The organism is Haloimpatiens lingqiaonensis (assembly GCF_901447495.1).
GTDB classification, from domain to species: Bacteria; Bacillota; Clostridia; order Clostridiales; family Clostridiaceae; genus Haloimpatiens; species Haloimpatiens lingqiaonensis.
In genome coordinates this window covers 1-5497 of sequence record NZ_CABDWS010000121.1, presented here as the reverse complement: position 1 = coordinate 5497, position 5497 = coordinate 1, and the positions used below count along the sequence as shown (strand labels likewise).

The following is a 5497-nucleotide window of genomic DNA, read 5'->3' as shown; positions in this document are numbered from 1 at the left end:
TTTGAAATGGCTGATTCAGAAATAAAAGTAAGGTTTATAAAATTTATAGAAGAAGTTCATACTGGAGATAAGGTAGAAATTAAAGAAGCATGGATTATAACAACAGACAAATTTACATCAGTAGAAACCTTATGGAAGATAATGCATAAAAGATGGGACATTGAAAATAATGTATTTCATCAGTTAAAAACAGAATGGCATTTAGATCATTGTTTTCTTCATAGCCCTACGGGCATAGAAACAGTATTAATGTTTATAATAATAGCATTTAATCTAATGCAATTATATTTTTTTAGGTGTATAAGAAATTTTAGAAAGAAATATATGCTCCAAATAGATGTTATTGAAGATATAAGAGATGAAAGATTTATTATAGAAAATGGTTGGCATAACCCACTATTTGTAAAAACTTAATCAAATATAAAACTGGAAATTGATTTTAAAGATTTCTTGGGGTAGGGGTAAGTGTATCTATTTTTGCGACCTATCGGTCTGCGGGCTTACCAGCCCTTTAAGTAAATGTAAAAAGATACAATTCCAGTAAAAATAAAATTTTTACTGGAATTTAGGTGCTAAATCTCTGAATTTTCTAGGCTTTAAGTGAAAAAATATAAAAACTATTATATAATTAAAAGTATATAACTGAAATTTTACATATAGGGTTCAAACCTTATATTAGATTAATAAACGTTTTTAATTTTATATTTGTATTTTAGAACTGCCAATAGCTAAAAATTATATATATGTAATTAAAAGTTATATAATATCTCAAAATTAATACATTAATAAAAAGTAAGAAGAATGCCACAAAAATATATTAGAACAGAGAGGAAATAAAATGAAAGTTATACCTAAAAATTGTGAAAGCTGCCCAGAATATATAAAAGGACAATGTGATACTTTAACGGATAAGTGTATGTGCAAAAGATGTCCTAGAAATTTACCAGAGTGCTTAATAACTAGATATTGTAGAGAGACTGAATCTGTATTGGCTTATGGAAGGGATGATTAAATAATTACAAGAGAATAAATGATTTTTTGTCATTTATATATAGAAATAAATATAAACTAGGGGGTTAGAGCTATATGGAATTTGAAAAAAAACTTGAAGAATTTAAAGAGTATTTAAGAAAAATTGAGTATTTAGGTTGTGCAACTAGTGTATTGTATTGGGATTTGAGAGTTTATGCACCTAAGAAGGGGGTTCCATACAGAAGTGATGTTTTGGGGTATTTATCTGGAGAACTTTATAAGCTTGCTACCAGTAATGAAATGAAGGGATTCATAGATTATTTTTCTAAATTTGATGATTTAGACATTGTAACTAAGGCCATGGTAGAAGAGGCTAAAAAAGAATATGATCAGACTAAAAAAATACCAGAGGATAAATATAGAGAATTTACGGTACTTGCATCTAATGCAGAGTCAGCATGGCAGGAAGCTAAGGAGAAAAATGATTTTTCTATATTCCAGCCTTATTTAGAAAAAATAGTTGAATTTAAAAAGGAATTTATAGAATATTGGGGATACAAAGATAATAAATATGATACTTTATTAGATTTCTTTGAGCCAGGCATAACAGTTGAGAAATTAGACCAAGTATTTAAGGAATTAAGAGATGCCATAATAGATTTATTGAACAAAATAAATAAGAGTAGCGTTAAAGTGGACAAGAGTATTTTAACTAAAGAAATAGATATTCCAAGACAGGATAAATTTTCAAAGGAAGTTTTAGAAAAACTAGAATATGATTTTGAAGCAGGAAGAGTAGATGAAACGGAGCATCCATTTACTATAGAATTTGGCAACAAGGATGTTAGAATAACAACACATTATTTTAAAGATAATTTTATAAGTGGTCTTTTAAGTAATATACACGAAGGTGGCCATGCTATTTATGAACAGGATATACCAGATAGCTTAAGGGCAACAGGACTAGCTTCGGGAGCATCTATGGGCATACATGAGTCACAGTCAAGATTTTATGAAAATATTTTAGCTAGAGGAAAAGAATTCTGGAAATATTTCTATCCTATACTTCAAGAAAGATTCCCAGAATATAAAGAAGTGCCTTTTGCAGAATTTTTTAAGGCTATAAATTTAGTAGAGCCATCACTTATAAGAACAGAAGCAGATGAACTTACTTATAGCCTTCACATAATAATAAGATATGAAATAGAGAAAATGCTTATAAATGGACAAATTGAAGTTAAGGACTTGCCAAAGATTTGGAATGAAAAGTATAAGGAATATTTGGGAGTGGAGCCTTCTACTGACGCTGAAGGTGTTCTTCAAGATGTACATTGGGCAGGAGGAGATTTTGGATATTTCCCAAGCTATGCTCTAGGAAATCTATATGGAGCACAATTCTTAAATAAGATGAGGGAAGATATAAAAGATTTAGATGAACAAATAGAAAAAGGAAACTTTGGTGTAATTCATAATTGGCTAAAGGAAAATATTCATAAACATGGGTCTGTATATAAGCCTTCAGAATTGATTAAAATGGTTACAGGAGAGGAATTAACTGCTAAGTATTTCATAGACTATTTAAATAAAAAATATGCTGAAGTGTATGATATTTAGTGTAATTTAACCAACAATCCTTCTTGGGCGTAAGAAAGATTACTTTATTTCTATGGGCGAGAATACTTGTCCATGGAGATTTTCGAGCATCTTATATAAATTAAAATTAATAATAGAAGTTGTCATTAAATTTTTATATATTTAATGGCAACTTCTATTTTTTTATTTTTTATTTTATAACTGCGAAAGTTGAGTTAAATACAATATTAACATTTTGAATTAAATATAGAAAAAATACAAATAATAAGTTTAGAGAGGAAAAATATGCAGCTAAGAAAGGGGAATTATGCTTATGGTTTCTAATGAACTAAAGATGCGCATAGGACAAAATTGTCCAGGATATGTTTCAAGAAATACAAGTTTTATGTCCAGCTCTACTGAATTAGCAGAGAGCTGCAATAATTGTGCTAATTTTGTGAGAGGAAAATGCATTAAAGATTTATTTGATAAGATTAGAGAAGAAATAAGACAAAATTAAATTTGTTAATAAAACTTGAAATATTAATTTATATATAATAAATAGAAAGGAGAAGGGTTAAGTTTTACAAGTTTCTTAACCAGATGTATATATGACTGAAATGTCTAATATGTTTGAACTTATGAGTGTAGGAAGTAACTGTGCTGAATTTTCTCCAACAGAGGAAGGACTAGTTTCTAGTGTAGGAAGTAGCATGAGTAAAAGTTGTGCTAAGTGTAAGCATTTTAAAAATTATAAATGCGATATCGATGTTTATGATAAAGTAGTTGCAGGCTTAGACCAAGGGTAAAATTTAGCAATTCAATGGTTATTCATAGGTAATAAAAACGGTGCGTTAGTGCCGTTTTTATAATATTTGAATTAAGCATTTATTGTTTTTTAAATGTTGAGAAAATTTAAACAAAGTGATAAAATCTATATGTGGGATTATATTCAATTTTAACAAGGTAGTGAATAAAAACTGGCATTTGTCAGAATGTGGGGGTTGCATATGAATAACAAAAGATTTATGACTGGATCAGCACAAGTTAAGGAAGAAGTATTACAGAAAATGGCTATGCCATTGGTGGGACAGGGTAGTGAAAACGCCTGCGAGCTTCAAGAAAAGATAGTTTACAAGCTAAAAAGAATATTTAACACAGAGGAATCTATACTATTGTCTTCATTTTCAGGTAGTGGACTTATGGAAGGGGCTGTACGCTCTTGTACTAGAAAGAGAGCAGCTATTTTTTCTGTAGGTAATTTTGGAAATAGGTGGTACGAGATAGCAAAGGCTAATAATATACCAGTTGATTTGTATGAGCTAGAGTGGGGAGGCGCTATTAATGCAGAATTCGTAGATGAGATTTTATCTACTGGAAAATATGATTTAATGGCCATAACCCACAATGAGACTTCCACAGGGATTGTTAATCCTATAGAGGAAATGGAAAGTATAATAAATAAGTATCCTGAAATAGTATGGTGCGTAGATGCAGTAAGCTCTTTTGGCGGTACTAAGATAGAAGTAGACAAGTTAGGTATAGATATTTGTATAACATCTACTGAAAAAGCATTAGCTTTACCAGCAGGTATGTCTATGTGCTCATTTTCAAAAAAGGCTATAGAAAGAGCCCATAAAATAACTAATAGAGGATATTATCTAGACTTACTTAATATATATGAACATGCTATAAGAAATAAATGCCAATATCCTTTTACACCAGCCATATCTTATATGTATGGTTTGGATTATCAACTAGATAATATAATGAAGGAAGGCTTAGAGAACAGATATAAAAGGCATGAGGAAATGTCTAACGTGGTTAAAAACTGGGCAGAAAAGAATTTTGAGATATTTGGAGATAAAAATCATTTATCTAAAACCATAACAGTGATTAAAAATACTAGCAATATAAATGTAGAAGAGTTAAATAAGAAACTAAAAGAAAGGGGATTTGCTATATCCAATGGTTATGGCAAGTTGAAAGAAAAGACTTTTGGAATAGGCCACATGGGAGATGCAACAGTTCAGGAAGTTCAGGAGCTGTTAGCAAATATAGAGGACATTATAGGGAGTTAGAAGAATGAATAAGTGATTAACTTAGCTTTCGTATATAAATTTTAAGGGGTATATTGGATGAATATAAACATATATGCATAAACTTATATTTTCAAAAACTTCAAGGAGGCTTTGCCCTTATATGTAGGCAAAACGGAATAAGTAGGGTAGGTCAACTACCCTTATATTTTAATAAACAAAATCTGTGGATGACACATTTTGAGGTGTAATATCATCTGTTGTAGTAATACTTAATGTTTTCATTGCATTAAGTAATTTTGAAGCAACTACATTTCCGCAAGTAACTAAAGGGGCATCAAATCTAATATTAGGAGTGAGTTTACTATTTTTTACCTCCCAATCAACAAATACACAAAGTGGTCGGTTACCATCAAATTTTTGTTCAAAAGTTCTATAATTTAAGGCTTTACAAGCAAGATATATATCTGGGTGAGATTTTACATATGCAGTAATTGGTATAATATTATTAATTACATCTTGAGCTGTAGTATACAATTCTGTATTGCCAATAAGTAAACAGTTTGCTATACCAGAATTAGATATTCTACGTCCTTTAATAAAAGCGTTCTTTTTATCATTAGGTAAATTTGTACCAGAGTAAACATCTATAACTTGTTTTTTACTTAAAGCAATCTTATTTGATAATTCACCATCTTAGAGTATAATTTTAGTAGGCAAAGATAGTAGTAATTACTGCTTAGAAAATTTAAAAGGAGATACAAAAAGTATCTCCCATGTACATAAAAAATCCATTATAATGTAAGTTGAGAAAACTATATAGAAATGGGTGATATTATGTACAATACAAGTTTAAACGATAAAGAGATAACTTTCAATGATTTAGAGAAAAAAATATATAAATATGTATGTGA

General features: G+C 29.6%; 7 protein-coding genes. 6 read left to right on the top strand and 1 reads right to left on the bottom strand.

Going from position 1 to position 5497, the window contains the following annotated elements:
* The 6 genes from FGK85_RS14440 to FGK85_RS14420 all read left to right on the top strand — a co-directional run.
* Nucleotides 1–414 (top strand): transposase (locus FGK85_RS14440; protein ID WP_243122897.1); only part of this gene is annotated, 414 nt, incomplete at its 5' end.
* 424 nt (nt 415–838) lie between these two features.
* On the top strand, nt 839–1012 hold the full coding sequence (locus tag FGK85_RS15450) for a hypothetical protein (protein ID WP_171011446.1): 174 nt from the start codon (nt 839–841) through the stop codon (nt 1010–1012).
* A 74-nt stretch (nt 1013–1086) separates the two neighbouring features.
* Complete coding sequence (locus FGK85_RS14435; protein ID WP_138207784.1) at nt 1087–2586, top strand: carboxypeptidase M32; 1500 nt, start codon at nt 1087–1089, stop codon at nt 2584–2586.
* A gap of 292 nt (nt 2587–2878) precedes the next feature.
* The gene (locus FGK85_RS14430) at nt 2879–3064 is read left to right on the top strand and encodes a hypothetical protein (protein WP_138207782.1); all 186 of its coding nucleotides are present in this window, start codon (nt 2879–2881) and stop codon (nt 3062–3064) included.
* Nucleotides 3065–3155: 91 nt separating this feature from the next.
* A complete protein-coding gene (locus FGK85_RS14425; protein WP_138207780.1) occupies nt 3156–3353 on the top strand; it encodes a hypothetical protein in 198 nt (65 codons plus the stop codon).
* A gap of 201 nt (nt 3354–3554) precedes the next feature.
* Nucleotides 3555–4625 carry a pyridoxal-phosphate-dependent aminotransferase family protein gene (locus tag FGK85_RS14420; RefSeq protein WP_138207778.1) on the top strand — a complete coding sequence of 357 codons (1071 nt, stop codon included), beginning with the start codon at nt 3555–3557 and terminating at the stop codon, nt 4623–4625.
* Nucleotides 4626–4793: 168 nt separating this feature from the next.
* Here the strand turns inward: FGK85_RS14420 and FGK85_RS14415 are convergent, their stop codons facing one another.
* Nucleotides 4794–5120, bottom strand: coding sequence for a hypothetical protein (locus FGK85_RS14415; RefSeq protein ID WP_138207776.1), 327 nt, complete (start codon nt 5118–5120; stop codon nt 4794–4796).
* Nucleotides 5121–5497: the final 377 nt, after the last annotated feature.